Source organism: Mangrovicoccus algicola (assembly GCF_014903745.1).
GTDB lineage: Bacteria > Pseudomonadota > Alphaproteobacteria > Rhodobacterales > Rhodobacteraceae > Mangrovicoccus > Mangrovicoccus algicola.
In genome coordinates this window covers 15,719-42,696 of sequence record NZ_JACVXA010000044.1, presented here as the reverse complement: position 1 = coordinate 42,696, position 26,978 = coordinate 15,719, and the positions used below count along the sequence as shown (strand labels likewise).

The window sequence follows — 26,978 nt, the reverse complement described above, 5'->3', positions numbered from 1 at the left end:
GGGACCTGCTGCGGCACCGGGGCGGCGCGCGCCGCGCGGGCATCCTGCCGCCGCTCGGCCCCCATCGCGGCCAGCGCATCGCGCAGCGTCGCCGCCTCCTGGCGCATGTGGCGCAGGGCGCGGGCCTGCTGCCACAGCAGCCCCAGCAGGACCAGCGGGACGGCGATGCCGGGCCAGCCGATCGCCTCGGGCGCATAGGCCCGCAGCGCCAGCCCCGCCGCCAGCCAGCAGACCAGCGCGCAGAGCGCCAGCTTCTCGGTCGTGCCGGGGCGGGTCGCAGCGGGTTTCGGGAAGAGCGGATCCGTTGTCTTCACGGGGCTTTCCTGTATCGGGCGGGGCCGGGTGTCGTGCGGGGCCGGGCGGCGGAACGGAACCGGGCGCCGCCGCCCCTGCTGCCAGAGAATTATCGCGGGGCGGGCGATCCGTCAAACGCGGGCGGCGGAGCCTTGCCGCCCGCGCCGGGCATGGCGTCAGAGATAGCGGATGGCGAGGATCTCGTAGGACTTGCCGCCGCCGGGCGTATGGACCTCGACGCTGTCGCCGACCTCCTTGCCGATCAGGGCGCGGGCCAGCGGGGATTTCATGTTCAGCTTGCCGCGCTCGATATCCGCCTCGGGCTCGCCGACGATCTGGTAGGTCCGCTCCTCGTCGGTATCCTCGTCGACCAGATCGACCGTGGCGCCGAACTTGATCGCGCCGGACAGCTTCTTGGGGTCGATCAGGTCGGCGCGCGAGAGGATCGCCTCGATCTCCTTGATGCGCCCCTCGATGAAGCTCTGCTTCTCGCGGGCGGAATGGTATTCGGCGTTCTCGGACAGATCCCCGTGTTCGCGTGCCTCGGCGATCGCCTTGATGATTGCCGGACGCTCCACCGATTTCAGCTTCTTCAGCTCTTCGTCTAGCCGGGCATAGCCGGCCGGGGTCATTGGTATCTTTTCCATAGGTCTCTGCGGTCGTGTTGCGGCCCCGGGGGCCAGGGCGCCGTTGCGCGGTGTCGCGCGACTTTGGCATCAGCACAGGTTGGGGTGCAAGCCGGTCCTTTGCAATGATTCCCGCCCGCCGCGCGCTCTGCCCGGAGGCGGCGCGGGGGCGACGCAAAGTTACGCCGGGGCCGTCGCATTTCGCCTTGCGGGCAAAGCGGCTGCGGGACAGTGTGCCCATCAGGCCGGTCGGCGCCCTCCCTGACCTGGCATGAAAATTGCGTCCTTGCACGTGTGCGCGCAAGGAGGTTGCGCGATATTGACGCGCCGCGGCGCGGCACGGTAAACGGCGGGCGGATAACCGACCGGATGACAGACAGGGGTCAGGGCAGGCAGATGAGTGAAGTGACGCGGGAATCCATGGAATACGACGTCGTGATCGTCGGGGCGGGGCCTGCGGGCCTGTCCGCGGCGATCCGGCTCAAGCAGCTCGATCCCGGGCTCGAGGTCGTCGTGCTGGAGAAGGGCTCCGAGGTGGGCGCGCATATCCTGTCGGGCGCGGTGCTGGATCCCTGCGGACTGGACCGGCTGATCCCCGACTGGAAGGAAAAGGGCGCGCCGCTGAGCGTGCCGGTGAAGGAGGACAATTTCTACATCCTCGGCGCCGGCGGCCAGATGCGGATGCCGAATTTCGCCATGCCGCCGCTGATGAATAACCACGGCAACTACATCGTCTCGATGGGCAATGTCTGCCGCTGGATGGCCGAGCAGGCCGAGGCGCTGGGGGTGGAGATCTTCCCCGGCATGTCCTGTTCGGAACTGGTGATGGACGGGGACCGGGTCGCGGGCGTCGTGGCGGGCGAGTTCGGCCGCCAGGCCGATGGCACGCCGGGCCCCGCCTACGAGCCCGGCATGGAGCTTCTGGGAAAATACGTCTTCCTCGCCGAGGGCGTGCGCGGGTCGCTGTCCAAGCAGGTCATCGCGAAATACGAGCTGGGCAAGGGCCGCTGCCCGCAGAAATACGGCCTGGGGATGAAGGAGATCTGGGAGATCGATCCCGAGAAGCACCGCGAGGGTACGGTCACCCACACGATGGGCTGGCCGCTGGGCAAGAACGCGGGCGGCGGGTCGTTCATCTACCATCTCGACAACAACCAGGTCTATGTCGGCTTCGTGGTCCATCTGAACTACGAGAACCCGCATCTTTTCCCCTACATGGAATTCCAGCGCTTCAAGCATCACCCGATGGTCGCGGAGCTTCTGAAGGGCGGCAAGCGCGTGGCCTATGGCGCGCGGGCGATCACCGAGGGCGGCTGGCAGTCGCTGCCCAAGCTGACCTTCCCCGGCGGCGCGCTGCTGGGCTGTTCGGCGGGGATGGTCAACGTGCCCAGGATCAAGGGCAACCACAACGCGATGCTGTCGGGGATCGCCGCGGCCGAGGCCGCGCATGAGGCGATCGGCGCGGGCCGCGCGGGCGACGAGCTGACGGGGTACGAGACCGAGGTGCGCGAGGGCGCCATCGGCAAGGATCTCAAGCCGGTGCGCAACGTCAAGCCGCTATGGTCGAAATACGGGCTGGCGGCGTCGCTGACGCTGGGCGGGCTGGACATGTGGACCAATAGCTGGGGCTTCTCGGTCCTCGGCACGATCGGCCATGGCAAGTCGGATGCGGCGGCGACCGGCAAGGCGGCGGATCACAAGGCGATCGACTATCCCAAGCCCGACGGGGTGCTCAGCTTCGACCGGCTGACCAATGTCGCCTTCTCCTTCACCAATCACGAGGAAAGCCAGCCCGCGCATCTGCGCCTGGCCGATCCGGAGATCCCGGTGAGGGTGAACCTGCCGGAATATGGCGGTCCCTCGGCGCGTTATTGCCCCGCCGGGGTGTATGAATTCGTCGGCGAGGGGGCGCAGACGCGGTTCCAGATCAATTTCCAGAACTGCGTCCATTGCAAGACCTGCGACATCAAGGATCCGGCCCAGAACATCACCTGGACCACGCCCCAGGGCGGGGACGGGCCCAACTATCCCAACATGTAGCTCCGGCTCCGGCGACGGCCCGGCGGCAGAGGCCCGCCGGGGGTTGTCTTCGCCGCCGGGGCGGTCCAGCTTCGGCGCGACGAGACCAGGGACCGGCCGGGCCGGAAGTTGCATGATGAAGCTGTACCAATACGATCACTGTCCTTTCTGCGTGCGGGCCGACATGGTCGCGGGCTGGCGGCAGGTGCCGCATGAAAAGGTCTACCTGCTCAATGACGACGAACAGGCGCATTTCGACCTGATCGGGGCCAAGATGGTGCCGATCCTGCAATATGACGACGGGCGCGCGATCGGCGAGAGCCTGGACATCGTCGCGGCCCTGGACGCGATTGAGACCGGCGCACCGCATCTCGACCCCTGGGACGAGGTTGCGCCCCAGAGCGCGGCGCTGTCCTCGGCCTCGCGCGCGGTCAGCTGCCTGCTGTTTCCGCGCAACCTGCGGCTGGGCCTGCCGGAATTCGCGACGCCGGGGGCCATCGCCTATTTCACCGAGCGCAAGGAGGCGATCATCGGCATCTCCTTCGCGCAGGCGATGGAGGAGACGGCCGCGCACAAGGCGGATGTGGAGGCGATGCTGGCCGGAATGCCGGAACTCGCGCCGCCCGGCGACAGGCTGCGGATGGGCGACGTGCTGGTCTATCCGGTGCTGCGCAACCTGACCATGGTGAAGGACCTGGCCTTCCCCGCCTGGATGCGGGCCTATCTGGACCGCGTCACGGCGATCTGCGGCACGCATCTTTATGACGATCGCGCGATCTGAGCCCCCGGGGCCGGGCCCGGCCCTGCCTGCGTGGATGGACACGCGGGGCGGGGCGCCGTAGGGTCGGGAGAAATTTGCCAGACCGGAGACGATCCACGGTGTTCCGAAACAAAGCCCGCCTTCTCGCCGCCCTGTTCTGCCTGGGGATGGCGCCTGCCGCCGGAATGGGCGGCAATGCCGGAACCTACCTGGCGGGGCGGGTGGCCGGAATGGAGGCCGACCATCTGCGCGCGGCGGATTACTTCAGCCGCGCGCTGGCGCTGGATGCGCAGAATCCCGCGCTGATGGAGCTGGCGCTGACCTCGCAGGTCAATCTGGGCAATTTCGACAATGCCGCCGCGATCATGCACCGGATGCAGGGCGCGGATGTCCATGCCAGCCTGATGGATATCGTCCAGACCGCCGAATGGGTGAAGGCGGGCGACTATGCCGCGCTGCGCGACGCCTTCGACGAGGGCTTCACGACCGGCGACCTGCTGGAGGGCTTCCTCGACCGGCTGGTGCGCGGATGGGCGGAGCTGGGCGCGGGCGACACGTCGGCGGCGCTGGCCGAATTCGATGCCGCCGCGGCCGAACCGATGCTGCGCGGTGTCGTGTTGTATCACAAGGCCCTGGCCCTGGCCGTGTCGGGGGATCACGCCGCGGCGGCGGCGCTCCTGTCGGGCGAGAGCGAGGGGCCGCTGCCGCTGTCGGGGCGCGGGCTGCGCCTGCGGGCGCAGGTGGAAAGCCAGCTGGGCCGGTTCGACCGGGCGCTGGCGGATCTGCGCGAGGCCTATGACGGCATGATCCCGCCGCAGATGGCCGATGTCGCCGCCGCGCTGGAGTCCGGGGAGGCGGTGCCGCTGGGGGTTGCCGATGCCGGGGCGGGCATCGCGGAGGCTTTCTACACCATGGCGCAGGTGCTCTATGGCCAGGCGAGCAACAGCCTGTCGCTGGTCTATGCGCAGCTGGCGCGGGAATTGAATCCCGGGAATGTCGACGCGCTGCTGATGGTGGCCAGCATCTTCGACGAGCAGGGCAATTACGAGCTGGCCGGCGATCTCTATGACGAGGTGCCGCGCGACCATCCCGCCTATCTGCAGGCCGAGTTCGGCCGGGCCGGGGCGCTGCGCTATGCCGGGCGGCTGGATGCGGCGATCGAGGTGCTGAACCAGCTGTCGAAAACCTACCCCGATCTTCTGGATGTGCAGGTCTCGCTGGGCGATGCGCTGACCGCCGATGATCGCTGGGAGGCGGCGCGCGCCGCCTATGACCGCGCGGTCGAGCTGCTGCCGGAACCCGACGAGTCGGATTGGCAGATCTTCTATGCCCGCGGCATCACGCTGGAGCGGCTGAAGCTGTGGGAGGAGGCGGAGGCCGATTTCCGCCGCGCGCTGGAGCTGTCGCCGCAGGAGCCGCGGGTGCTGAACTATCTCGGCTATTCGCTGGTGGAGCGCCGCGAGAACCTGGACGAGGCTCTGGCCATGATCCAGGAAGCGGCGGCGCAGCGCCCGGATGACGGCTATATCGCCGACAGCCTGGGCTGGGTCTATTACCGGCTGGGCCGCTACGAGGATGCGGTGGAGCCGATGGAGCACGCGGCCGAGATCATGGCGATCGATCCGGTCATCAATGACCATCTGGGCGACGTCTACTGGGCGGTGGGGCGCAAGCTGGAGGCGCGCTTCATGTGGCGCCGGGCCCTGAGCTTCACCGATTACGGCAGTTCCAACGAGGATATCGATCCCGACCGCGTCCGGCGCAAGCTGGATATCGGGCTGGATGCCGTGCTGGCCGAAGAGGGGGCGGCGCCTCTTGCAACCCATAGCGAAGGCAACTGAAGCCGCTCCGGCCAAGATCAACCTGGCGCTGCATGTGACGGGGCGCCGGGGCGATGGCTATCACCTGCTGGACAGCCTGGTCGCCTTTGCCGACATCGCCGATCGCGTGACCGTCGAACCCGCGGCCGAGATGTCGCTGGATGTGACGGGGCCCCGCGCGGCGGGGGTGCCTGCGGATGCCCGCAACCTCGTCTGGAAGGCCGCGGCACTGTCCGGGGCGCCGCCCGTCGCGATCACCCTGGAGAAGCACCTGCCCGCCGCGGCCGGGATCGGCGGCGGGTCCTCCGATGCCGCGGCGACGCTGCGGGCGCTGGAGCGCCTAGGCCTGGCCTCCTTGCCCGATCCTGCGGATCTGCTGGAACTGGGGGCGGATCTGCCGGTCTGCCTCTCGCCGCGGGCGGTGCGGATGGAGGGGATCGGCGAGACGCTGTCCCCCGTGCCGCCGCTGCCGCCCCTGTGGTGCCTTCTGGTCAATCCGGGGGTGGCGCTGTCGACGCCCGCCGTTTTCGCCGCGCTGGAGACCCGGGAGAACCCGGGACTGCGGGGGCATATGCCGGTCGGGGCGGGGGCGTTCTGCGCCTGGCTGGCCGGGCAGCGCAACGACCTGGAGCCGCCTGCGCTGCGTCTGGCGCCGGTGATCCGCGACGTGCTCGCGGCATTGGCGGCGCAGCCGGGCTGCGCGCTGGCGCGGATGTCCGGGTCGGGCGCGACCTGTTTCGGGCTGTTCCCCGCCGAGGCTCCGGCGCGGGCGGCGGCGGCGGCGCTGTCGCGCGCCGAGCCCGGATGGTGGGTCGCGGCGGGCCGCCTGGCGTGATCGCCGGGGTCAGACCACCCGTTCCACCACGTAATCGGCCAGGTCATGCAGCACGTCGCGCAGCTCCGATGCGGGCAGGGCCAGGATAGCGGTTTTCGCTGTGGTCGCCCATTCGATCGCCGTGGCGCGGGTGGAGTCCAGCGTTCCGTGGCGCGCCATCAGGGCCAGCGCCTCCTCCAGGTCGCCCTCTTCCTGACGGCCGCGCGCGATGGTGCGGGTCCAGAAGGCGCGTTCGGACTCGTCGGCGGCGGCAATGGCGCGGATCACGGGCAGGGTCAGCTTGCGTTCGCGGAAATCGTCGCCGACATTCTTGCCGATCGTGGCGGTGGCCCCGCCGTAATCCAGCAGGTCGTCGACGATCTGGAAGCAGATGCCGAGCGCGTCGCCGTAATCGAAGAGCGCGCGGACCTGTTCCGCCGGTGCCCCGGCGATCACCCCGCCGACCTCGCAGGCCGCCGAGAACAGCGCCGCGGTCTTGCCGCGGATCACCTGCAGGTAGACATCCTCGCCGGTGGCCAGATCCGAGGCGGCGGTCAGTTGCAGCACCTCGCCCTCGGCGATCACCGCGGAGGCGTCCGAGAGGATCTCCAGCACGCGCAGGTTGCCCGGCTCGACCATCAGCCGGAAGGAGCGGGCGAAGAGATAGTCGCCGACCAGGACCGAGGACTTGTTGTCCCAAAGCAGGTTGGCCGTCGGACGCCCGCGGCGCTGGCGGCTTTCGTCGACGACATCGTCATGCAGCAGCGTCGCGGTATGGATGAATTCCACCGTCGCGGCCAGCTTGACGTGATCCGTCCCCTTGTAGCCGCAGAGCCGCGCCGCCGCCAGCGTCAGCATCGGGCGCAGCCGCTTGCCGCCCGCCTCGACCAGATGGGCGGTGACCTCGGGAATGCGGGGGGCATGTTCCGAGGCCATGCGCGTGCGGATCATCGTCCCCACCGCATCCATGTCGCCTTCCAGCATCCGGGCCAGTTTTTCGTGAGGCTTCGCAGCCGCCGTGTCCAATCCCATCACGCTTCCGTCAATACTCTCGACATCTTTGCCGGGTAATTTTTAACTGCCTGACATGAGAGAGCTTTTGCGTACGACAGACCCGACAGCCATTGCCTTCGCCACCGCCCTCCTCGATGGAGAGGGTATAGACTGCTTCCCGATGGACGTCCACATGAGCGTGCTCGAAGGCTCGATCGGCGTGCTGCCGAGGCGTCTCATGGTACGGGACGGGGATTTCCGGCAGGCAGCGGAGGTCCTGCGCGACAACGGTATCCTGCCCGAAGACTGAAGGTTATGGACGACAGCGATCTGACACATGACGCGTTTCTGGGCGGGCAGGTGCATGCCTGGCAGCCCCGCGAAGGATTCCGCACCGGGGTGGATGCGGTGCTGCTGGCGGCGGCGGTGCCCGCGCGGGCGGGACAGTTCGTGCTGGAACTGGGCTGCGGCGCGGCCGTGGCCTCGCTGTGCCTGCATCGCCGGGTGCCGGAACTGTGGCTGTGCGGGGTGGAGGTGCAGCCGCTCTATGCCGCGCTGGCGCGGCGCAATGCGGCGGAGGCGGCGACCGAACTGGTCGTGGCAGAGTCCGACCTGTTGGCGCTTCCTGCAGAGGTGCGCAATCTGGATTTCGACCATGTCATGATGAATCCGCCCTATTTCACCCGCGAGGCGGGCAGCGCCTCGGCCAATGCCGGGCGCGACATCGCCCGGGCGGGCGAGACCCGGCTTGACGACTGGATCGAGGTGGCGACCCGGCGGCTGCGTCCCGGCGGGGTGCTGACGCTGATCCAGAGGGTGGAACGCCTGCCCGAGGTGCTGGCCGCGATGGACAGCCGCCTGGGGGCGGTGCAGGTGCTGCCCGTGGCGCCGCGCGGCGGGCAGTCCGCGGGGCTGTTCCTGCTGCGCGCCATCAAGGGCCGCAAAAGCCCGTTCCGCCTGCGGCCGACACTGGTGATGCATCGCGGGATGCGGCATGGTGACGCAGGTGACGGCTATGCGCCGGAAGTGGAGGCGGTGCTGCGCCACGGTCAGGCGCTTGCGGGCTTTGAAGATTAAAGCTTTGGTGACATCTCGGCGCCAGCTTGCTCATCCGGGGCAGGGCGGCTTTCGGGGCGTGACAGGAATCGTTCCGTATGCTGCCATGTCCCCGTGTAGTCAAGAGAGGAGACGACATATGAGCCTGACGATCCACATCCAGGAACTTCAGAAGAAGCACCGATCTCTCTCGGCAAAGGTTGAAGAGGCGCAGCGCAGCCCGGGCGTCAGCGATCTCGAGATCGCCAGCATGAAGAAGCAGAAGCTGCATCTGAAGGAACAGATCGAGCGTCTCAGCCGCGCCTGAGGGCGCCCTCCGACCGGCATGCCCGAAGCGGCGTGCCCACACCCGGCCCGCATGCCGATCGCCATTCGTCGCATGCGGACCGGCGCGCAGCACGACCGGAAAAGCATCCGTGTCACGCGACGCAGCGATGGGACCTCCGTTTCCCGTGGCGGGTGGATCGCGGCACCTCACATCATCCAGTTCCGCCTCCCGCCCCCGCGGGGAGCTGTCCCGTTAAAAACGGGTCCCGGGCCATGCTTGCCCGGGGCCGGCGGACGGCCCGCGCAGACTGCGACCGGCGCATGAAGAGCCGGCGCATGAAACGTCTGGCGCAAAAAAAGGGGTCCGCCCCGAAGGACGGACCCCACCCACCTGGCCCGGAAGACCGAACTCGCTAACGCTCCGGCGCTTGGCTGCAGCCGGTCCCGCGAGACTAGCCGCCCGGGGTTGCGCGAGGGTTAAGCAACCCGCCGCAAGGCGTCGCGCTGCGGGGCCTCGGCCGGGCCGGGCTCACTTGCGGCGCATATGTTCGTCCAGCCGGGGCAGGATCTCGACGAAGTTGCAGGGGGCGTGGCGGTAATCCAGCTGGCGTTCCAGGATCTCGTCCCAGGCATCGCGGCAGGCGCCGGAGGATCCCGGCAGGGCGAACAGATAGGTGCCGCAGGCGACGCCGCCGGTCGCGCGGCTCTGGACCGCGGATGTGCCGATCTTCTGCATCGAGACGATGGTGAAGACCGTGGCGAAGGCGTCGATTTCCTTCTCGTAGACGTCGCGATGCGCCTCCACCGTCACGTCGCGTCCGGTCAGCCCGGTGCCGCCGGTCGAGATCGCCACGTCGATCTGCGGATCTTCGCACCAGGCGCGCAGCTGCGCGGCGATGGCGGCGCGATCGTCGCGCAGGATGGCGCGCGCGGCCAGGTGATGCCCCGCTGCATGGATGCGCCCGGCCAGAAGGTCGCCGGACCGGTCCTCCTCGGGGCCGCGCGTGTCGCTGACCGTCAGCAGCGCGATGCGCACGGGGATGAAGCCGCGTTCCGTCATGTCACAGATCGAACCAGTTGGGGCCGGGGCCCAGATTGACCACCCGCGTGCCGCCGATCCGGCCTTCCTCGCCCCAGCAGGCATGGATATGGCCGCAGACGGCAAGGCGGGGGCGGATCCGCGCGATGGCGGCGCGCAGCGCGGTGGAGCCGATGCCGCGGCCGTCCTCCAGCCGGTCGGCGATGCCTTCGGGCGGGGAATGACAGATCAGCAGGTCGGCCCGCTCCACCGGTGCCAGCATGGCCTCCGCCTCGTCCTCGGTCAGGTCGTGGGAGCGCCAGGGCAGCGGCGGCAGGGGCGGGACCGCCCCGCCGATCCCGGCGATGGCCAGCCCGCCGATCTCGATGGTTTCGCCATGCAGCACCCGGGCCCGCGTCGCGGCGCGCAGCGCTGCCGTCGTCTCGTTGTTGCCGGGGACATAGACCGCCTTGCTCTCCAGGGGCTTCAGCGCGTCCATCGTCTCGGCAAGGCCCCGATGGGCCGTGGCGAAATCGCCTGCTCCGACGACAAGATCTGCCCCGGCCGCGGCGTCCACCAGCGCCTGCGCCGCGCCGCGGTCGCAATGCAGGTCGGAAAAGGCGAGGATCCTCAAGAGCCGCCCTCCAGATGCCGGTCGAGTTCCAGCAGGTCGGCCCAGGCGTCGCGCTTGGCCTGCGGCATGCGCAGCAGATAGGCGGGATGCAGCATCGGCAGGACCGGCAGGCCGAAGCCCCGGGCCCAGGTCCCCCTCAGGCGGGTGATGCCGCGGCTGTCCAGCACCGCCTGGCAGGCGGCATTGCCCATCAGCACCAGCACCTCCGGTGCGGCCAGGGCGACATGGCGTTCGAGGAAGGGCAGCAGCATGGCCAGTTCCTCGGGTTTCGGGTCGCGGTTCTGCGGTGGCCGCCAGGGCAGGACATTGGTGATGTAGACGGCGCGGCCGATATCGGGGCTTTGCCGCGACAGGCCGATCGCCCCCAGCATCCGGTCGAGCAGCTGTCCCGCCTGGCCGATGAAGGGACGGCCCTGCTGGTCCTCCTCGCGGCCCGGCGATTCGCCGATGATCATGACCCGCGCGCCGGGACGCCCGTCGGCGAAAACCAGGTTGCGCGCGCCGCGCTTCAGGTCGCAATGCGCGTATTCCGCCAGCTGCGCGCGCAGGGACTCGAGGTCGGGGGCGGCCTCGGCGGCCGCCCGGGCCACCGCAACCGGATCCGGGCCGGCCTGCACCGCGGGCGCGGAGGGGGCGTCGGCCGCCGGGGCCGGGCTGCGCGGGGCCTGCTGGGGCAGCTCGTAGCGGTTCAGCGGCGTTTCCGAGATCGCCTCGTCCACGCCAAGCTCGATCTGCCATTCCAGGCAGAGCCGCAGATCATCATGGGAGAGGGACTCGGTCATGGCCCAGAGCTAGGACAGCGCGCGGCCGGGGTAAATCCCCCCTCGCGCCGCAGCGCGGGGGAGGGGGCAGGGCAATCGGCGCGGCTCAGGAGAAGAACTGCGCGCCGTTGGCCGAGATGGTCGAGCCGTTGATGAAGCCCGACTCGTCGGAGGCCAGGAAACACACGCAGCGGGCGATTTCCTCGGGCGTGCCCAGGCGGCCCGCCGGGATGCCCGCGACGATCTTCTCGCGGATCTTCTCGTCGATCGCCATGACCATGTCGGTGCCGATATAGCCCGGGCAGATCGCGTTGGCGGTGATCCCCTTGGCCGCGCCTTCCTGCGCCAGCGACCGGATGATGCCCAGATCCCCCGCCTTGGTGGCGGCGTAGTTGACCTGGCCGAACTGGCCCTTCTGGCCGTTGATCGAGGAGATCACGATCACCCGGCCGAAGCCGCGTTCGCGCATGCCCGGCCAGCAGGGATGGATGGTGTTGAACACGCCGGTCAGGTTGGTGTCGACCACCTGGTTCCACTGTTCGGGGGTCATCTTGTGGAAGGGCGCGTCCTTGGTGATCCCGGCATTGGCGACGACCACGTCGATCGGGCCCAGCTCGGATTCGACCTGTTCGATCCCGGTCTTGGAATCCTCGTAGTCGCGCACGTTCCACTTGTAGACCGCGATGCCGGTCTCTTCCCTGAATTCCTTGGCCGCGGCGTCATTGCCGGCATAGGTGGCGGCCACGGTATAGCCTTCCGCGGTCAGGGCCTTGGCGATCGCCGCGCCGATGCCGCGCACGCCGCCGGTGACCAATGCTACACGTCCCATCTTCGTCCCTCTCTTTTCGTGGGTCTCGGGGCCCTGCGCCCGGGCGGGGCGCAGGGCAGGGTTCAGGTCAGGGACGCTCGACGCACAGCGCGACACCCATGCCGCCGCCGATGCACAGCGTGGCCAGGCCCTTCTTCGCGTCGCGGCGCTTCATCTCGAAGAGCAGCGTGTTCAGCACGCGGCAGCCCGAGGCGCCGATCGGGTGGCCGATGGCGATGGCGCCGCCATTGACGTTCACCTTCGCCGGATCCCAGCCCATGTCCTTGTTCACCGCGCAGGCCTGGGCGGCGAAGGCCTCGTTGGCCTCGATCAGGTCGAGGTCGTCGACGCTCCAGCCGGCCTTCTCCAGCGCCTTGCGCGAGGCATAGATCGGCCCGACCCCCATGATCGACGGGTCCAGCCCGGCCGTGGCATAGGATTTGATATGGGCCAGCGGCGCGATCCCGCGCTTTTCGGCCTCGGCGGCGCTCATCAGCAGGACCGCGGCCGCGCCGTCATTGATCCCCGAGGCATTGCCCGCGGTGACCGACCCGTCGCGGGTGAAGGCCGGGCGCAGCTTCTGCATCGCCTCGATTGTCGCGCCCTTGCGGATGTATTCGTCGGCATCCACCGTGACCTCGCCCTTGCGGGTCTTGATGACATAGGGGACGATCTCGTCGGCGAACTTGCCCGCCGCCTGCGCGGCCTCGGCCTTGTTCTGCGAGGCGACGGCGAATTCATCCTGCATGTCGCGGCTGATCTGCCATTTCTCGGCGACGTTCTCGGCGGTCTGGCCCATGTGGTAGTCGTTGAACGCGTCCCACAGGCCGTCGCGGATCATGGTGTCGACATAGGACATGTCGCCCATCTTCTGGCCCTGGCGCAGCGCGGCGGCATGGGGGCTCAGCGACATGTTCTCCTGTCCGCCGGCGATGACCATGGAGGCATCGCCCAGCATGATGTGCTGGGCCCCCAGCGCCACGGCGCGCAGCCCCGAGCCGCAGACCTGGTTGATGCCCCAGGCGGCGGATTCGGCCGGAAGCCCGGCCTTGATATGCGCCTGGCGGGCGGGGTTCTGGCCCTGGGCGGCGGTCAGAACCTGGCCCAGGATGGTTTCGGACACCTCGGCCTTGTCGATCCCGGCGCGGGCGACGACCGCCTCGATCACGGCGGCGCCGAGGTCGCTGGCCGGAGTATTGGCAAAGGAGCCAAGGAAACTGCCGACCGCGGTGCGGGCGGCCGATGCGATAACGATACCGGTCATGAGGTAGGTCTCCCCCTTCTCCTGTGAAGCCCGGTGCCGTGGCCCGGACCGACATCTCCTGATTAGGGACCAACCGGGGGACGGAGCAACGGACAGATAGTCTCATGTCGCATCACGATTGCGCCGCAAAGACAAGCGCGCCGCGGGCTCCGGGCTTGGCGTGGCGGCATGTTCCGGTTACGTTCGCGAGGCGTGACCGGCGGAGGGCGGCAAGATGGACGGAAGATGCGGCTGGTGCGGGACGGACCCGCTCTACGTGGCCTATCACGATACCGAATGGGGCGTGCCCGAACGCGACGGCCGCGCGCTGTGGGAAAAGCTGATCCTCGACGGGTTCCAGGCGGGGCTCAGCTGGATCACCATCCTGCGCAAGCGCGACGCCTTCCGCGCGGCCTTCGAGGGGTTCGAGCCGCAGGAGATCGCCCGCTGGGGGGAGCCCGAGGTCCAGCGCCTTCTGGGCGATGCCGGGATCGTGCGCCATCGCGGCAAGATCGAGGCGACGATCGGCAATGCCCGCGCCTATCTGGAGTTCGGCAGCCCCGAGGCCTTCGCCGCGCATTGCTGGAGCTTCACCGGCGGCGAGGTGTTGCAGCCCGGGCGCGCCAGCCTCGCGGAGGTGCCCGCCGAAACTCCCGAATCGCGCGCCCTGTCGAAGGATCTGAAGGCGCGCGGATTCCGCTTCTGCGGCCCGACCATCACCTATGCCTGGATGCAGGCCTGCGGGCTGGTGAACGATCACGTCGCGTCCTGCCCGCGCCACCGCGCCCTCGGCGGCTGAGCGGCCAACGGCGCGCTTTACGCCGCGGCGCGGCTGCGGCATCCTGTCGGCGATGGTTCCCGCGCGCCAAAGGCGGGCGGGATGAGAAAGGGAACACGGTCAGGCGTACCCATCAGGGACCGAATCCGTGACTGCCCCCGCAACTGTAGGCGGCGGCGCTCCCCCGGTGGCCACTGGATCCGCGGATCCGGGAAGGCGGGGGAGGGCGAGGGCCGCGAGTCAGGAGACCTGCCATCGCAAGGCCCCGGCAAGGGGCGATGGATCAACCCGCACGGTGGGTGCGGAAAGGACAGTGACATGCATATCGAGGAAGGCGTCGTGACCGGCGCGAAACTTTTCCTATCCTACGCCACGGCGGCGGGCGGCTTCGCCCTGGCCGGCAAGATGGCGATGGAAACCATCCGCGACAGCGGCGCGGCGGCGCTGATCGGCCGTTCGGTGGCGACCACCGCGCTGGTCTTCGCGTTTTTCGAGATCCTGCCGCATTTCCCGGTCGGCGTGTCGGAGGTGCATTTCATCCTCGGCTCGACGCTGTTCCTGCTGTTCGGCGGGGGGGCGGCCTCGATCGGGCTGGCGGCGGGGCTCCTGATCCAGGGGCTGTTCTTCGCGCCCTTCGACCTGCCGCAATACGGGATGAACGTCACCACGCTGATCGTGCCGCTCTGGGCCGTGGCGGAGCTGGCGAAGCGCATCATCGCGCCGGGCACCGCCTATGTCGATCTGACCTATCTGCAGGCGCTGAAACTTTCCACCGCCTATCAGGGCGGGGTGGTCGCCTGGGTCGCCTTCTGGGCGCTTTACGGGCAGGGATTCGGCGCCGAGAACCTGGCCAATGTCGCCAGTTTCGGCATCGCCTACATGGCGGTGATCCTGCTGGAGCCGCTGGCCGACCTGGCCGTGCTGGGCATCGCCAAATCGGCGCGCGGCACGGTTTCGGGGCCGCTCTTCAACCGCCGTCTTTTGAGCTGATCCGCGGGGCCGCCTGCGGGCGGCCTCAGCTGTCGCCCTGTGCGGTCAGCGCGGCGATGATGGCGCGGGCGCTCTCGCTGTCCCATTCGGCATCGCCCTGCAGCCGCGCCACCTCGTTGCCCTGCCGGTCGATCAGCACCGTCACCGGCAGGCCCAGCACCGCCATGTCCCGCGCCAGCGCCATCTTGGGATCGCGGTGGCGGGGCAGGGCATCGGCGCCGGTTTCGTCGAGGAACCGGGTGATCGCCGCGGGGGCCTGCCGCCCGGTGGCCACGGTCACGACCTGGAAATCCTCGCCGCCCAGATCGCGCTGCAGCGCGTCGAGCGCGGGCATCTCCTTGCGGCAGGGCGCGCACCAGGTCGCCCAGAAATTCAGCAGCACCACCTGCCCGCGGTAATCGGCAAGGGAGACGGGCGCGCCCTCGAATGTCTCGAACCCGGCCTCCGAGGCGGGTCTGGGCGCGGAATGCACCACCAGCTTCTTCAGGCTGCCGTCGCGCAGCGCCTCGATCCCGGGATCGGCGAGACCCGGATTTGCGCAGAGCGCCAGCGCGGTGTAGAGGGCGACGGACCTGACAAGCTTCATTGCGACCTTTTTCTCCCGAGGGGCGGACCCGATGACTGACAAGACCCAGAATGCCATGTGGGGCGGCCGTTTCGCCGCCGGACCGGACGCGATCATGGAGGCGATCAATGCCTCGATCGGGTTCGACAAGCGGCTGGCCTCCCAGGACATCGAAGGGTCGCGCGCCCATGCCGCCATGCTGGCCGCCACGGGCATCGTGGACCCTAGCGAGGCCGAGGCGATGCGGGAAGGCCTGCTCACCGTCTTGTCAGAGATCGAGGCCGGAAAACTGGTCTTCTCCACCGCGCTGGAGGACATCCACATGAATGTGGAGAGCCGCCTGACCGAGATCGTCGGTCCGGCCGCCGGGCGCCTGCACACCGCGCGCAGCCGCAACGACCAGGTGGCGACGGATTTCCGGCTGTGGGTGCGCGACCAGTGCGACGCGGCCGAGATCGGGCTCTTGGCGCTGATGCGCGCGCTGGTCGCCCAGGCCGAGGCCGGGGCCGACTGGGTGATGCCGGGCTTCACCCATCTGCAGACCGCCCAGCCGGTGACCTGGGGCCATCACATGATGGCCTATGTCGAGATGTTCGCCCGCGACCTGTCGCGGTTCCGCGACGCGCGCAAGCGGATGAACGAATGCCCGCTGGGCGCCGCCGCGCTGGCGGGCACCTCGTTTCCGATCGACCGCCATATGACCGCCGAGGCGCTGCGCTTCGACCGGCCTATGGCCAATTCGCTGGATGCCGTGTCCGACCGCGATTTCGCGCTGGAATTCCTGGCCGCCTCCTCGATCTGCGCCACGCATCTGTCGCGCTTCGCCGAGGAGCTGGTGATCTGGTCCTCCGCGCAGTTCCGCTTCGTCAAGCTGTCGGACCGCTTCTCCACCGGCTCCTCGATCATGCCGCAGAAACGCAATCCCGACGCGGCCGAGCTGATCCGCGCCAAGGTCGCGCGCATCACCGGCGCGCTGGTGGCGCTTTTGACCGTGATGAAGGGGCTGCCTCTGGCCTATTCCAAGGACATGCAGGAGGACAAGGAACAGGTCTTCGACGCGGCCGACACGCTGATGCTGGCGCTGGCGGCGATGGAGGGGATGGTGCGCGACATGGCCGCGAACACCCCGGCGCTGGAAGCCGCCGCCTCGGCCGGCTTCTCCACCGCCACCGACCTGGCCGACTGGCTGGTGCGCGAGCTGGGCCTGCCCTTCCGCGAGGCGCATCATGTCACCGGGTCGCTGGTGGCGCTGGCCGAGCAGGCGGGGATCGACCTGCCCGAACTCAGCCTCGAACAGATGCACACCGTCCATCCCGGCATCACGCCGGCGGTTTTCGACGTGCTCGGGGTTCACAACTCGGTCGCCAGCCGCCAGAGTTACGGCGGGACCGCGCCCGACCAGGTGCGGACCCAGATCGCACGCTGGAAGGAGATCCTCGGATGAGAGCAATCCTGGCGGCCCTGCTGCTGCTTGCCATGGCGGCCTGCGCCCCGGTCAGGCCCGATGTCGGCGGCTCGGTGGGGCCGGGCGGCGCCGCGGCGCATGCGGGCGTGGAAACCGGCCGGATCAATGCAGGCGTCTCGACCAATGGCAGCTATGCCTCGGTCGACGTGGTTGACACGCGCAATGTCGATGTCGCGGTGGGCACGCATGGCACCTCGGCCTCGGTGCGGCTGGGCAACAGCCCGGTGCGCGTCGGCGTCGGCCGCGGCGGCTGGCGGGTGGGCTTCTGATGCGGGCCGCGGGACTTGCCTGTCTGGCGGCGCTGGCGCTGCTGGCGGGCTGCGGTGCCGACGGGCCGCCGATCCGCCCCGCCCCCGAGGAGGAGGACAGCGCCCCGGCCCCCGGCCTGACGGTCAGCGGCACCGCCTCGATGGGCGTCACCGGCGCGCGCTGAGCGCGCCCGGGACCGGCGTAAGGAAAATCAGGCTGGTCCCGCGGCTTCGGGACTGGCAGGCTTCCCCTGCGGAAATTGATCCGCCAGAAGGGGGAGCAAATGACTTTCATCGAATGGGCGCAGCGGCGCCTGATCGCCCAGGGATTCAATCCCGGATCGCCGGACGGAATCTGGGGGCGCAACACGCGGGCGGCGGTGCTGGCCTTCCAGCGCGGGCGGGGCCTGCCGGTGACCGGCACGCTGAATGCCGCGACCGTCACCATGCTGCGCCAGCCGCCGGGGGCCGCCCCCGGTGCCGCGCCGGAGCCCGCCGGGCCGGGGCCGGACCTTCTGGACCGCTTCCCCTGGATGGCGCTGGCGCTTCGCAAGCTGGGCCTGCACGAGGGGCGCGACAATGCCGATCTGCGCAAGTTCCTGAAATCCGACGGCAAGACCCTGGGCGATCCCGCGCAGCTGCCCTGGTGCGGGGATTTCGTGGAAACCTGCATCGCCGTGACGCTGCCGGAGACGCCCCTGCCGGGCAATCCCTACCTGGCGCGCAACTGGCTGAAATTCGGCCATGACGTCGATCCCTGCTTCGGCTCGGTGCTGGTCTTCTGGCGCGGGTCGCGCTCGGGGATCTCGGGCCATGTGGGGTTCTACTATTCCGAGGATGACGACGTGTTCCACGTGCTGGGCGGCAACCAGTCGAACAAGGTCAGCATCGCCTCGATCCGCAAGGACCGGCTCCTGGGGGCGCGGCTGCCGCTGGAGGCGGGGCCCTATCCGCGGCAGGTCGTGGCCTCGGCGGCGGATTTCAAGCTGACCACGAACGAGGCCTGAGAGAACGAGGCCCGGGACCGGGGCGGCGGGCGATTGCATCCGCCGCTTTCCCTGCTATCAAGCGCCGGGCTTCGACAGGAAGGGCGCGGACATGGACCATTTTCTCTATCGCGACGGCAATCTTTTTGCCGAGGATGTGCCGCTGGCCGAGATCGCGGCGGAGGTCGGCACGCCCTTCTACTGCTATTCCGCCGCGACGCTGCTGCGCCATTTCCGGCTGTTCGAGGAGGCGCTGGCGGGGCTGCCGCACCTGGTCTGTTTCGCGGTGAAGTCGAATTCCAACCAGGCGGTGCTGCGGCTTCTGGGCCAGGCCGGGGCCGGGATGGACGTGGTCTCGGGCGGGGAATATGCCCGTGCCAAGGCCGCGGGGGTGCCGGGGGATCGGATCGTCTTCTCCGGCGTCGGCAAGACCCGCGCGGAGATGCGCGCCGCGCTGGAAGGCGGGATCCGGCAGTTCAACGTCGAGAGCGAGCCCGAGATGGAGGCCCTGTCGGAGGTTGCCGTGTCGCTGGGCGTGACCGCGCCGATCGCGGTGCGGGTGAACCCCGATGTCGACGCGAAGACCCATGCCAAGATCGCCACCGGCAAGTCCGAGAACAAGTTCGGCATCCCGATCTCCCGCGCGGCGGCGGTCTATGCCCGCGCCGCCGCCCTGCCGGGTCTGGAGGTCGTGGGGATCGACGTTCATATCGGCAGCCAGCTGACCGACCTGGAGCCCTTCCGCCAGGCCTATCGCAAGGTGGCCGAGCTGACCGGAACGCTGCGCGCGCAGGGGCATGACATCCGGCGGCTGGATCTGGGCGGCGGGCTGGGCATCCCCTATGCGCGCTCGAACGAGGCGCCGCCGCTGCCGCTGGATTACGGCGCGATGATCCGCGAGGAGCTGGGCCATCTGGATTGCGAGATCGAGATCGAGCCGGGCCGCCTGATCTCCGGCAATGCCGGGATCATGGTGTCGGGGGTGATCTACGTGAAGGCGGGCGAGGATCGCAGCTTCCTGATCCTCGACGCGGCGATGAACGACCTCGTGCGGCCCTCGATGTATGACGCGCATCACGACATCGTTCCGCTGGTCGAGCCTGCCCCCGCGGCGGACCAGGCGCGCTATGACGTCGTGGGCCCGGTCTGCGAGACCGGCGACACCTTCGCCCGCGGCCGCGACCTGCCCCCCTGCGCGCCGGGCGATCTGGTGGCGTTCCGTTCCGCCGGGGCCTATGGCGCGGTCATGTCCTCGGAATACAACACCCGCCCCCTGATCCCCGAGGTGCTGGTGCAGGGCGGCGACTGGGCGGTGATCCGGCCGCGCCCGGGCCTCGACGAGATCATCGCCCGAGACCGCGTGCCGGGCTGGCTGTCGGCGGCCTCCGGCGAGGACGCCTGATTTCCGGGCAACGGGCGGATCACTGCCCGTTCACGCCCCTGTCACCGGGGAGGGTCCTGCGGGCTCTTTGACGGATTACAATTCCGCGTTATCGTCCCCGGAACCCTCCCTGCCGGAAGGTGGGGGGAGAGAGCGGAGCACGCGCCTTGCCCCAGGACCCCGAGACCCGGCCGATCACCGACCGCCTGCGCCTCACGCTGGCGCTGACCCGCGCCGGAATGGCTGCCGAGCGGCTGCTGCGGGCCTTCTGGCCGCTGTGGAGCATCGCGCTGGCGGGGCTTGCCGTTGTGATGCTGGGGCTGCACGACCTTGCCGCGATCGAGCTGGTCTGGATCGGTCTGGTCATCGTGCCGCTGGCCGGGATCTGGGCGCTGGTGCGCGGGCTGCGCCGGTTCCGCTGGCCGTCCGGCGCCGAGGCGCGGGCCCGGCTGGACGCGACCCTGCCGGGACGGCCGCTGGCCGCGCTTGGCGACACCCAGGCGATCGGGGCGGGCGATGCCGCCTCGCGCGCGGTCTGGGAGGCGCATCGCGCCCGGATGAGCGCGAGGCTGGCCGCGGCGAAACCGGTGCGCCCCGATACCAGCCTGACCCGGTTCGACCCCTTCGGCCTGCGCTTCGTGGCGCTCATGCTTTTCGCTGCGGGGCTGCTTTTCGGGTCGGTCTGGAAGGCGGATACCATCGCCGGGATGGCGCCGGGGCGCGGCGGCGCCGTGGCCTCCGGCCCGACCTGGGAAGGCTGGATCGAGCCGCCGCGCTATAGCGGACAGCCCAGCCTCTATCTTGCCGACCTGCCTGCCACGGGGGTCTCCGTGCCCGAAGGGTCGAAGGTGATGATCCGTCTCTATGGCGAGGTCGGCGCGCTGACCCTGGCGGAAACCGTGTCGGGACGGACCGAGGATATCGGATCGGTCAGCGACCCGGTTCAGGATTTCGAGGTGGCGCAATCGGGCGAGATCACGATCGCCGGGCCGGGCGGGCGCAGCTGGGCGCTGGACGTCGCCCCCGATGCGCCGCCCTCGGTGACGGTGGAGGGCGCGCTGGATGCGGATGCGGCCGGGGAATTGTCGCTGCCTTTCGCGGCGGCGGATGATTTCGGGGTCGAACACGGCCGCGCCACGGTGACGCTGGACCTGGCCGCGGTGGATCGCAGCTATGGCCGCGCGCCCGAGCCGGAACCGCGCGAGCCGCTGGTCATCGACCTGCCCATGCCGATTGCCGGGGATCGCCGCGCCTTCGAGGAGGTGCTGGCCGCCAACCTGTCCACTCACCCCTGGGCCAACCTGCCGGTGCGGGTGCATCTGGAAGTCGCCGATGCGATGGACCAGACCGGCCGTTCCGCACCGCTGGAGACGGTGCTGCCGGGGCGGCGGTTCTTCGTGCCGCTGGCCAAGGCGATCATCGAGCAGCGCCAGGCGCTGCTGTGGAACCGAGCCAATGCCGCGGAGGTCGCCATGGTGCTGCGCGCCGTGTCGCACCGGCCCGAGGGCCTGTTCAAGGCCGAGACCGACTATCTGCGGCTGCGCTTCGCCGTGCGCGGGATCGAGGCCTCGCTGGGTCACGGCAGCGGCCTTTCCGCCGAAAGCCGCGACGAGATCGCCCGCGCCCTGTGGGACCTGGCGCTGCGGATCGAGGATGGCGACCTGTCGAACGCGATGGAGCGGCTGCGCCGCGCGCAGGAGCGGCTGGCCGAGGCGATGAGGAACGGCGCCTCCGAGGAGGAAATCGCCGAGCTGATGCAGGAGCTGCGCGAGGCGATGCAGGATTACATGCGCCAGCTGGCGGAACAGCAGCAGGAGCAGGGACAGCAGCAGGCCGAGAACCAGGAGTCGATGGAGATCACCGGCGACCAGCTGCAGGACATGCTGGACCGGCTGCAGCAGCTGATGGAGGAAGGCCGCATGGCCGAGGCGCAGCAGCTGCTGGATATGCTCAGCCGGATGATGGAGAACATGCAGATCGCGCAGGGCCAGGGCCAGGGGCAGGGCAGTCCCGGCCAGCAGGCGATGAACGACCTGCAGGAGATGCTGCGCGACCAGCAGGACCTGTCGGATGAAAGCTTCCGCGAATTGCAGGACCAGTTCAACCAGCCGGGCCAGCAGCCGGGCCAGCAGCAGCCGGGCCAGCCCGGACAGCAGCAGGGAGAGGGCCAGCCCGGCCAGCCGGGGCAGCAGCCCGGAGAGGGCGGGCCGGGACCGGGGCAGGGCCTGGCCGACCGGCAGCAGGCCCTGCGCGATGAGCTGAACCGCCAGCAGCAGCAGATGCCCGGAAGCGGCGGGGCGGGCGAGGCGCTGGACCGGGCCGGGCGGGCCATGGACGGGGCCGAGGAGGCGCTGCGCGGCAATGACATGGCCGGGGCGCTGGATCGCCAGGCGGAGGCGATGGATGCGCTGCGCGACGGCATGCAGGCGCTGCAGGAGGAAATGGCCCAGGGCCAGATGAACGGCGAGGGCCAGCCCGGCGGACAGCAGGGCCAGGCCGCCGAGGGCACCGGCCGCGACCCGCTGGGGCGGCTCAGCGGCGAAGACGGCAATCCCCAGACATCCGGCGGTCTCGTGCCGGAGGAAACCCCGGCCGGGCGGGCCCGCGACCTGCAGGACGAAATCCGCCGCCGCGCCACCGACCGGGAGCGCCCGGAGGCGGAGCGCGACTATCTCAACCGGCTGCTCGAACGGTTCTGAGGCCCCTCTGCGGCCCCTCTGCGGCCCGTCCTGTCCGCCCGGGCGGCGGGGCGGCGGCGGCCCCGTGCGGCGGCAAGGCTTGACACCGGGGCGCTGGCGGGATTGAACGCCGCGAACCCGTATTCCTGCCTCCAAGCCGCCCGAGGATCACATGCACGCCTTCCGTACCCATACCTGTGCCGCCCTGACCTCTGCCGAGGTCGGTCAGACCGTTCGCCTTGCCGGCTGGGTGCATCGGGTGCGCGACCATGGCGGCATCCTGTTCATCGACCTGCGCGACCATTACGGCATGACCCAGGTCCTGGCCGACCCCGACAGCCCGGCCTTCAAGGACGTGGAAAAGGTCCGCAGCGAATGGTGCATCCGCATCGACGGCACGGTGAAGGCGCGCGACCCCGAGCTGGTGAACCCCAAGATCCCGACCGGCGAGATCGAGGTCTTCGTGCGCGAACTGGAAGTGCTGGGCGCCGCCGAGGAGCTGCCGCTGATGGTCTTCGGCGAGCAGGAATACCCGGAGGAGACGCGGCTGAAATACCGCTATCTCGACCTGCGCCGCGAGAAGATGCAGGAGAACATGAAGCTGCGCTCGGATGTCGTCGCCTCGATGCGCCGCCGCATGTGGGACAAGGGCTTCCGCGAGCACCAGACGCCGATCATCACCGCGTCGTCCCCCGAGGGCGCGCGCGACTTCCTGGTGCCCTCGCGCCTGCATCCGGGCAAGTTCTACGCGCTGCCGCAGGCGCCGCAGCAGTTCAAGCAGCTTCTGATGGTCTCGGGCTTCGACAAGTATTTCCAGATCGCGCCGTGTTTCCGCGACGAGGACCCGCGCGCCGACCGCTCGCCCACCGATTTCTACCAGCTCGACCTGGAAATGTCCTTCGTCGAGCAGCAGGACGTGTTCGACACGATCCAGCCGGTGATCCAGGGCGTGTTCGAGGAATTCGGCGGCGGCCGCGCGGTCGACAGCGACTGGCCGCAGATCGGCTATCGCGACGCGATGAAATGGTACGGCACGGACAAGCCGGACCTGCGCTGCCCGATCCGGATGCAGGACGTGTCCGAGCATTTCCGCGGCTCGGGCTTCGCCATCTTCGCCAAGCTGCTGGAGCAGGAGGGCACCGAGATCCGCGCGATCCCCGCGCCCAAGGGCGGCAGCCGCAAGTTCTGCGACCGCATGAACGCCTTCGCCCAGAAGGAAGGCCTGCCGGGCATGGGCTATATCTTCTGGCGCGAGGCGAATGGCGAGATGGAGGCGGCCGGTCCGCTGGCCAAGAATATCGGCCCCGAACGCACCGAGGCGATCCGCCAGCAGCTGGGCCTGGGCGTGGGCGACGCGGCCTTCTTCCTCGGCGGCAAGCCCGAGAGCTTCGTCAAGGTCGCGGGCAAGGCGCGCACCGTGATCGGCGAGGAGCTGGGCCTGACCGACATGGACCGCTTCGCCTTCGCCTGGATCGTCGATTTCCCGGTCTACGAGAAGGACGAGGAAACCGGCCGGATCGATTTCGAGCACAACCCCTTCTCCATGCCGCAGGGCGGGATGGACGCGCTGAACGGCGATCCGCTGGATGTGCTGGGCTATCAGTACGACCTGGCCTGCAACGGCTATGAACTGGTCTCGGGCGCGATCCGCAACCACAAGCCCGAGATCATGTTCAAGGCCTTCGAGATCGCGGGCTATGGCGAGGAAGAGGTGCGCAAGCGCTTCGGCGGCATGGTCAACGCCTTCCGCTTCGGCGCCCCGCCCCATGGCGGCTGCGCGGCGGGGATCGACCGGATCGTCATGCTGCTGGCCGACGAGCAGAACATCCGCGAGGTGATGCTGTTCCCGATGAACCAGCGCGCCGAGGACGTGATGATGGGCGCTCCGAACGAGCCCACCAACGAACAGCTGCGCGAACTGAACATCCGGGTCGTGCCGCAGGAGTGAGGCGCCGCTCGCCCCGTCGAGCAAGGCCCCTGCGGGGGCCTTTTTCGTGGTGCCGCGATCCGGCGGGCGCCGGAGGGCTGCGCCTCAGGTCGCCCGGCCGATCAGCAGCGCGATGGTCATCATCGTCACGTTGAACGCCATCAGCTTGCCGAGATAGGCGGGAGAGGGCTCCGCCGGGTTGAGCTTGGTCCAGAGTGTTCCGAGCCACTGTTTCACAGACGTGGTCCTTTTTTAATATTATGGGGCGTATATGTTAGCGCCAGCGGCCCGGTACAAGCCGCCGATGGGGTATTGCCGCCTTGCGCTGAGCGAAGGGCTGGGCCGACTGCGCCGCGGAGGATGCGCGGGTCAGGCCACCAGGTCGAGCGGCAGGTCGGAGATATCCTTGAGCCGCTTGCCCTCGACCATCATGTCGAGCGTGTCCAGGTAGCCCTCGTCGCCCGTTCCGTCCAGCGTGGCGCGCAATTCGGGCAGGGCGAAATGGTACACGCAGTCGATATCGCCGGTCCCAAGCGCCAGCGAGGCGATGCGCGAGGGCAGGGGTTCGCCGGTGACGACCGCGACATGCGGCAGGCGGCCCTTGCGGTTCCTGACCAGGTTCAGCCCCTCGGAGCGGGCATTCTGGGCACGGTCCGAGCGCAGCGTCCATTTGCAGCTGATCGAGGCATGCAGCAGGTCCAGCGGCTGCGCCCAGGCGCGGATGGAGGCATGGCGCGCCACGGTCGCATCGACCAGCGTCTCGCGGGCATTGATCGCCGCGTCCGGTTCGGGACGCCGCGCGATGACGATGTCGGGCTTGATCAGGTAGTCGGATCCAAGCGCCGTGGCGATGTCGCGGTTGGACCGCGCGATCGCCTCCAGCTCGTCGAGATGGGCATATTGCTCGAACCGGGCGATGCCGCCGCCCTTGGCGATCTCGAACCGTCCCGGGCGCAGATGGGCCAGCGCGGGCAGGATTTCCTCGAGGAAGGCGGCGCAGAGCGTCTCGAAATTGGCGCCGGCCGTCTGTCCGGGCAGTTTCACGGCGGTCCGCGACGGTCCCAGCCGGTCGAGAATGCCGAGCGCGATGCGTCGGCTGGGCGCGGAGGAACTGTCTGCATTCGAGGGGATGCCGCGATCCGACACGGTCAGCGGCCCGGCCAGAAGCGCCGCGTGAAACGCGGTGCGGGCGGCGGCAAGCCGGGCCATGTCAGGCGATCATCACGCTGCTGCGGATCAGGGCCTGGCCGATGCGGCGGCCGACCGCCGCGGAGACCGGCGGCGGAAACGCATTGCCCACCTGGCGATAGGCGGGGGTCTTGCGGCCGACGAAGGTCCAGTCATCGGGAAAGCCCTGCACCCGCGCGACCATGGGGACGGTCAGGCGCGGCATGCCGGTGAATCCGGGGGCGGGGGGGGCATCGGCCAGGCTGCGCCCGTCCACGCCCAGCTTGGCCCAGGCGGCGCGGGCCCGGGTGGGGCCCAGGTCGGGGCCGCCATGTTTCAGCGATCCGCCGACGATGGTGGGCGCGACCTGGGCGGCCTGCGCCGCCCAGGCGGTCGCCCCTTCCCAGCCGCCCGCGGCCATCTGGTCATGCAGCAGCGCGCCGACGCCGGGCGGCGCTTCGGGGTCGGGATCCGGCCAGTCGAAATCGGCCCCCGCGGCGACGCCGACGATCACCACCCGCGGGCGCAGCTGGCTGACCCCGAAATCCGAGGCGGAGAACAGCCGCCAGCCGACCTTGTAGCCGAATTTCTCCAGCGCCTTGCGGAAATCGTTGCGGAAATCCTCGAAGGTGGGATCGAGGAAGCCGCGGACATTCTCCACCATCACCGCGCGCGGGCGGCATTCGTCGACCACGCGCAGGAAGTCGGGGAAAAGGTTGCGCTCATCCTCGGCGCCCAGCTGCTTGCCGGCCTTGGAGAAGGGCGGACAGGGCAGCCCGCCCGCCAGCAGGTCGATGCCGCGAAAGGCGCGCGCATCGAAGGTCTTGAGGTTGGACTGCTCCCCCGAGAGCACCCGCCATTCGGGGCGGTTGAAGCTCAGGGTCTTGCGGCAGACGGCCTCGACCTCGACCAGCGCCTCGTGGCGGAAACCGGCCCGTTCCAGGCCGAGCGCCTGTCCGCCGGCACCGGCGCAGACTTCGACAGAGGCGATCTCGCAATGCATCGGGGGGCTGCCATCCATCTCCGTCACTCCGCCGCAATCGCCGAATTATGGGCGCAGCTCTTCCAGTCCGGGCTGTCGCTGTCCTCGGCCCGGTTGCCCCGGACCGTCCAGCCGCCCCGGATGCCGCGACCGAAGCGTTCCAGATACGGCCCCCGGCTGCAGGATTCAATCGCTTCGTGCGGTTCGCCGGGCATCCGCGCATCTTCGCGCCTGCGGGCCTGCAGCATGGTCACCCGGCGTCGCGCGGAGGTACCAGGTCCGGGTGTCCCGGAAACTCCGATCCCGGCCGGGTTGCGGAACGCACACCCGATCCCGCGCCTGCCCGAACCGCCATTCTTGCGGTTCCCGGGCCGGCGGAAGTCGGATTCGCGCCCCGGGGCGGCCGGATCCCGCAATTCATCGGACAGGAATGCCCCGGACAGCCGGATACCGCAAACCGCCCGCCCGGCCTGGCTGCGCAGCACCGGCCGGGGGCAGAGTCTCTGCAGTCCCATGGCTGCAGAGAGGGTCAGGCGGCGATGTTCGGGCGCAGCCTTGCCGGTGCGGTCGGCAAAGCGCCGGGGCGGGTCGGCCAGCATGGTGCCAAAGCGGGTTCCGCCGGGAAATCCGCGCAAATCTTGGGCCGTTGCGTGCTTCATCCGCCAGATATCGTATTGCCTGTGTTGCCGTTTCGATGA

General features: G+C 69.4%; 29 protein-coding genes and 1 riboswitch. Of the genes, 16 read left to right on the top strand and 13 right to left on the bottom strand.

Annotated elements, in window-relative coordinates; all coding sequences use genetic code 11:
- Together ICN82_RS14200 and greA are read right to left on the bottom strand one after the other, a co-directional pair.
- The coding region (locus tag ICN82_RS14200; RefSeq protein WP_226898500.1) for a hypothetical protein at nucleotides 1-314 on the bottom strand (314 nt) is incomplete at its 3' end.
- 156 nt (nucleotides 315-470) lie between these two features.
- Nucleotides 471-941, bottom strand: a complete 471-nt coding sequence (gene greA / locus ICN82_RS14195) for a transcription elongation factor GreA (protein ID WP_193183938.1) — start codon at nucleotides 939-941, stop codon at nucleotides 471-473.
- A 375-nt stretch (nucleotides 942-1,316) separates the two neighbouring features.
- Here greA and ICN82_RS14190 point away from each other — a divergent pair, with 375 nt between their 5' ends.
- The 4 genes from ICN82_RS14190 (at nucleotide 1,317) to ICN82_RS14175 (ending at nucleotide 6,354) form a co-directional block, all read left to right on the top strand.
- A complete protein-coding gene (locus tag ICN82_RS14190) occupies nucleotides 1,317-2,960 on the top strand; it encodes an electron transfer flavoprotein-ubiquinone oxidoreductase (RefSeq protein WP_193183936.1) in 1,644 nt (547 codons plus the stop codon).
- Nucleotides 2,961-3,072: 112 nt separating this feature from the next.
- The gene (gene grxB / locus ICN82_RS14185) at nucleotides 3,073-3,720 is read left to right on the top strand and encodes a glutaredoxin 2 (protein WP_226898499.1); all 648 of its coding nucleotides are present in this window, start codon (nucleotides 3,073-3,075) and stop codon (nucleotides 3,718-3,720) included.
- A gap of 98 nt (nucleotides 3,721-3,818) precedes the next feature.
- Nucleotides 3,819-5,540, top strand: a complete 1,722-nt coding sequence (locus tag ICN82_RS21670) for a tetratricopeptide repeat protein (protein ID WP_193183934.1) — start codon at nucleotides 3,819-3,821, stop codon at nucleotides 5,538-5,540.
- Nucleotides 5,524-6,354: a 4-(cytidine 5'-diphospho)-2-C-methyl-D-erythritol kinase gene (locus tag ICN82_RS14175; protein WP_330999011.1), complete on the top strand. Its 831-nt coding sequence runs from the start codon at nucleotides 5,524-5,526 to the stop codon at nucleotides 6,352-6,354. The genes ICN82_RS21670 and ICN82_RS14175 overlap by 17 nt, the downstream gene beginning before the upstream one ends.
- A 9-nt stretch (nucleotides 6,355-6,363) precedes the next feature.
- On the opposite strand, the gene ICN82_RS14170 is transcribed toward ICN82_RS14175, so the two are convergent.
- On the bottom strand, nucleotides 6,364-7,365 hold the full coding sequence (locus ICN82_RS14170) for a polyprenyl synthetase family protein (RefSeq protein ID WP_193183930.1): 1,002 nt from the start codon (nucleotides 7,363-7,365) through the stop codon (nucleotides 6,364-6,366).
- A 55-nt stretch (nucleotides 7,366-7,420) separates the two neighbouring features.
- Between ICN82_RS14170 and ICN82_RS14165 the strand changes: the two genes are divergently transcribed.
- The 3 genes from ICN82_RS14165 (at nucleotide 7,421) to ICN82_RS14155 (ending at nucleotide 8,689) form a co-directional block, all read left to right on the top strand.
- Nucleotides 7,421-7,636: a putative signal transducing protein gene (locus tag ICN82_RS14165; RefSeq protein WP_193183928.1), complete on the top strand. Its 216-nt coding sequence runs from the start codon at nucleotides 7,421-7,423 to the stop codon at nucleotides 7,634-7,636.
- A gap of 5 nt (nucleotides 7,637-7,641) precedes the next feature.
- Entirely contained in the window at nucleotides 7,642-8,403 is a 762-nt protein-coding gene (locus ICN82_RS14160) for a tRNA1(Val) (adenine(37)-N6)-methyltransferase (protein ID WP_193183926.1), read from the top strand.
- 118 nt (nucleotides 8,404-8,521) lie between these two features.
- Nucleotides 8,522-8,689, top strand: coding sequence for a YdcH family protein (locus ICN82_RS14155; RefSeq protein ID WP_193183924.1), 168 nt, complete (start codon nucleotides 8,522-8,524; stop codon nucleotides 8,687-8,689).
- A 489-nt stretch (nucleotides 8,690-9,178) separates the two neighbouring features.
- Here ICN82_RS14155 and moaB read toward each other — a convergent pair whose 3' ends face one another.
- The 5 genes from moaB to ICN82_RS14130 all read right to left on the bottom strand — a co-directional run bounded on the left by moaB (nucleotide 9,179) and on the right by ICN82_RS14130 (nucleotide 13,134).
- Nucleotides 9,179-9,709: a molybdenum cofactor biosynthesis protein B gene (gene moaB, locus ICN82_RS14150; protein ID WP_193183922.1), complete on the bottom strand. Its 531-nt coding sequence runs from the start codon at nucleotides 9,707-9,709 to the stop codon at nucleotides 9,179-9,181.
- Between the two features lies 1 nt (nucleotide 9,710).
- Entirely contained in the window at nucleotides 9,711-10,301 is a 591-nt protein-coding gene (locus ICN82_RS14145; RefSeq protein WP_193183920.1) for a metallophosphoesterase family protein, read from the bottom strand.
- A complete protein-coding gene (locus tag ICN82_RS14140; protein WP_193183918.1) occupies nucleotides 10,298-11,083 on the bottom strand; it encodes a uracil-DNA glycosylase in 786 nt (261 codons plus the stop codon). The genes ICN82_RS14145 and ICN82_RS14140 overlap by 4 nt, the downstream gene beginning before the upstream one ends.
- Before the next feature lie 85 nt (nucleotides 11,084-11,168).
- Nucleotides 11,169-11,891 (bottom strand): acetoacetyl-CoA reductase, encoded by a 723-nt coding sequence (gene phbB / locus ICN82_RS14135; protein ID WP_193183916.1) that lies wholly within the window; start codon nucleotides 11,889-11,891, stop codon nucleotides 11,169-11,171.
- 67 nt (nucleotides 11,892-11,958) lie between these two features.
- Nucleotides 11,959-13,134 carry an acetyl-CoA C-acetyltransferase gene (locus ICN82_RS14130; protein ID WP_193183914.1) on the bottom strand — a complete coding sequence of 392 codons (1,176 nt, stop codon included), beginning with the start codon at nucleotides 13,132-13,134 and terminating at the stop codon, nucleotides 11,959-11,961.
- Between the two features lie 214 nt (nucleotides 13,135-13,348).
- Here ICN82_RS14130 and ICN82_RS14125 point away from each other — a divergent pair, with 214 nt between their 5' ends.
- Both ICN82_RS14125 and ICN82_RS14120 read left to right on the top strand, forming a co-directional pair.
- A complete protein-coding gene (locus tag ICN82_RS14125) occupies nucleotides 13,349-13,912 on the top strand; it encodes a DNA-3-methyladenine glycosylase I (RefSeq protein WP_193183912.1) in 564 nt (187 codons plus the stop codon).
- Nucleotides 13,913-13,948: 36 nt separating this feature from the next.
- Nucleotides 13,949-14,162: riboswitch (cobalamin riboswitch) on the top strand.
- 47 nt (nucleotides 14,163-14,209) lie between these two features.
- Entirely contained in the window at nucleotides 14,210-14,881 is a 672-nt protein-coding gene (locus tag ICN82_RS14120; RefSeq protein ID WP_193183910.1) for an energy-coupling factor ABC transporter permease, read from the top strand.
- Nucleotides 14,882-14,906: 25 nt separating this feature from the next.
- Here ICN82_RS14120 and ICN82_RS14115 read toward each other — a convergent pair whose 3' ends face one another.
- Nucleotides 14,907-15,467, bottom strand: a complete 561-nt coding sequence (locus ICN82_RS14115) for a TlpA family protein disulfide reductase (RefSeq protein ID WP_193183908.1) — start codon at nucleotides 15,465-15,467, stop codon at nucleotides 14,907-14,909.
- A gap of 31 nt (nucleotides 15,468-15,498) precedes the next feature.
- Between ICN82_RS14115 and argH the strand changes: the two genes are divergently transcribed.
- The 7 genes from argH to aspS all read left to right on the top strand — a co-directional run bounded on the left by argH (nucleotide 15,499) and on the right by aspS (nucleotide 24,152).
- Complete coding sequence (gene argH, locus ICN82_RS14110) at nucleotides 15,499-16,890, top strand: argininosuccinate lyase (protein ID WP_193183906.1); 1,392 nt, start codon at nucleotides 15,499-15,501, stop codon at nucleotides 16,888-16,890.
- Entirely contained in the window at nucleotides 16,887-17,180 is a 294-nt protein-coding gene (locus ICN82_RS14105) for a hypothetical protein (protein ID WP_193183888.1), read from the top strand. The genes argH and ICN82_RS14105 overlap by 4 nt, the downstream gene beginning before the upstream one ends.
- Complete coding sequence (locus ICN82_RS14100; RefSeq protein ID WP_193183886.1) at nucleotides 17,180-17,344, top strand: argininosuccinate lyase; 165 nt, start codon at nucleotides 17,180-17,182, stop codon at nucleotides 17,342-17,344. Before ICN82_RS14105 ends, ICN82_RS14100 begins: the two co-directional genes overlap by 1 nt.
- Before the next feature lie 99 nt (nucleotides 17,345-17,443).
- Complete coding sequence (locus ICN82_RS14095) at nucleotides 17,444-18,166, top strand: NlpC/P60 family protein (RefSeq protein WP_193183884.1); 723 nt, start codon at nucleotides 17,444-17,446, stop codon at nucleotides 18,164-18,166.
- A gap of 91 nt (nucleotides 18,167-18,257) precedes the next feature.
- The gene (gene lysA, locus ICN82_RS14090; RefSeq protein ID WP_193183876.1) at nucleotides 18,258-19,547 is read left to right on the top strand and encodes a diaminopimelate decarboxylase; all 1,290 of its coding nucleotides are present in this window, start codon (nucleotides 18,258-18,260) and stop codon (nucleotides 19,545-19,547) included.
- A gap of 146 nt (nucleotides 19,548-19,693) precedes the next feature.
- A complete protein-coding gene (locus ICN82_RS14085) occupies nucleotides 19,694-22,225 on the top strand; it encodes a TIGR02302 family protein (protein WP_330999010.1) in 2,532 nt (843 codons plus the stop codon).
- A gap of 151 nt (nucleotides 22,226-22,376) precedes the next feature.
- The gene (aspS, locus tag ICN82_RS14080) at nucleotides 22,377-24,152 is read left to right on the top strand and encodes an aspartate--tRNA ligase (protein WP_193183874.1); all 1,776 of its coding nucleotides are present in this window, start codon (nucleotides 22,377-22,379) and stop codon (nucleotides 24,150-24,152) included.
- A gap of 84 nt (nucleotides 24,153-24,236) precedes the next feature.
- Here aspS and ICN82_RS21540 read toward each other — a convergent pair whose 3' ends face one another.
- From ICN82_RS21540 to ICN82_RS14065, 4 genes are all read right to left on the bottom strand, one after another.
- Complete coding sequence (locus tag ICN82_RS21540) at nucleotides 24,237-24,368, bottom strand: hypothetical protein (RefSeq protein ID WP_269142413.1); 132 nt, start codon at nucleotides 24,366-24,368, stop codon at nucleotides 24,237-24,239.
- Between the two features lie 132 nt (nucleotides 24,369-24,500).
- Nucleotides 24,501-25,340 (bottom strand): NgoMIV family type II restriction endonuclease, encoded by an 840-nt coding sequence (locus ICN82_RS14075; RefSeq protein ID WP_193183872.1) that lies wholly within the window; start codon nucleotides 25,338-25,340, stop codon nucleotides 24,501-24,503.
- A 1-nt stretch (nucleotide 25,341) separates the two neighbouring features.
- Complete coding sequence (locus tag ICN82_RS14070) at nucleotides 25,342-26,319, bottom strand: DNA cytosine methyltransferase (RefSeq protein WP_226898497.1); 978 nt, start codon at nucleotides 26,317-26,319, stop codon at nucleotides 25,342-25,344.
- A 5-nt stretch (nucleotides 26,320-26,324) separates the two neighbouring features.
- The gene (locus ICN82_RS14065; protein WP_193183870.1) at nucleotides 26,325-26,939 is read right to left on the bottom strand and encodes an S-adenosylmethionine-binding protein; all 615 of its coding nucleotides are present in this window, start codon (nucleotides 26,937-26,939) and stop codon (nucleotides 26,325-26,327) included.
- Nucleotides 26,940-26,978 lie beyond the last annotated feature (39 nt).